The sequence below is a fragment of the Dellaglioa algida DSM 15638 genome, from assembly GCF_001434695.1.
Classification (GTDB): Bacteria; Bacillota; Bacilli; order Lactobacillales; family Lactobacillaceae; genus Dellaglioa; species Dellaglioa algida.
In genome coordinates this window covers 1-585 of record NZ_AZDI01000027.1, presented here as the reverse complement: position 1 = coordinate 585, position 585 = coordinate 1, and the positions used below count along the sequence as shown (strand labels likewise).

Genomic DNA, 585 nt, shown 5'->3' with positions numbered 1-585 from the left:
CACAGGTTCAAGCCCTGTAACCTCCATTTGAGCCGTTAGCTCAGTTGGTAGAGCATCTGACTTTTAATCAGAGGGTCGACAGTTCGAGCCTGTCACGGCTCATTTTCAATTCCACATCCTGCGGGTGTGGCGGAATTGGCAGACGCACTAGATTTAGGATCTAGCGTCGTAAGACGTGGGGGTTCAAGTCCCTTCACCCGCATCATTTTCAGTTATGCCGACTTAGCTCAGTTGGTAGAGCACCTGATTTGTAATCAGGGGGTCGGGCGTTCGAATCGTCTAGTCGGCACCATTTTTTAATTTTTTTGCGGAAGTAGCTCAGTGGTAGAGCATCACCTTGCCAAGGTGGGGGTCGCGGGTTCGAATCCCGTCTTCCGCTTTTCAATAAATGCCGGGGTGGCGGAACTGGCAGACGCACAGGACTTAAAATCCTGCGGTGAGTGATCACCGTACCGGTTCGATTCCGGTCCTCGGCACCATTTATTGTTTTAATTTTATATTTTTAATGCACCCATAGCGCAACTGGATAGAGTGTCTGACTACGAATCAGAAGGTTGTAGGTTCGACTCCTACTGGGTGCATTTT

The 585-nt window shown here is 49.4% G+C and carries 6 tRNA genes; all 6 read left to right on the top strand.

Annotation, left to right across the window (positions count from 1 at the left end):
- The first annotated feature begins 29 nt into the window (after nucleotides 1-29).
- The 6 genes from FC66_RS07830 (at nucleotide 30) to FC66_RS07805 (ending at nucleotide 581) form a co-directional block, all read left to right on the top strand.
- Nucleotides 30-102, top strand: a tRNA-Lys gene (locus FC66_RS07830).
- Between the two features lie 18 nt (nucleotides 103-120).
- Nucleotides 121-202, top strand: a tRNA-Leu gene (locus FC66_RS07825).
- A gap of 14 nt (nucleotides 203-216) precedes the next feature.
- Nucleotides 217-292, top strand: a tRNA-Thr gene (locus FC66_RS07820).
- Between the two features lie 15 nt (nucleotides 293-307).
- Nucleotides 308-379 (top strand) — tRNA-Gly (locus tag FC66_RS07815).
- 11 nt (nucleotides 380-390) lie between these two features.
- Nucleotides 391-479, top strand: a tRNA-Leu gene (locus FC66_RS07810).
- A gap of 28 nt (nucleotides 480-507) precedes the next feature.
- Nucleotides 508-581: transfer RNA gene (locus FC66_RS07805), tRNA-Arg, on the top strand.
- The last annotated feature ends 4 nt before the right edge of the window (nucleotides 582-585 follow it).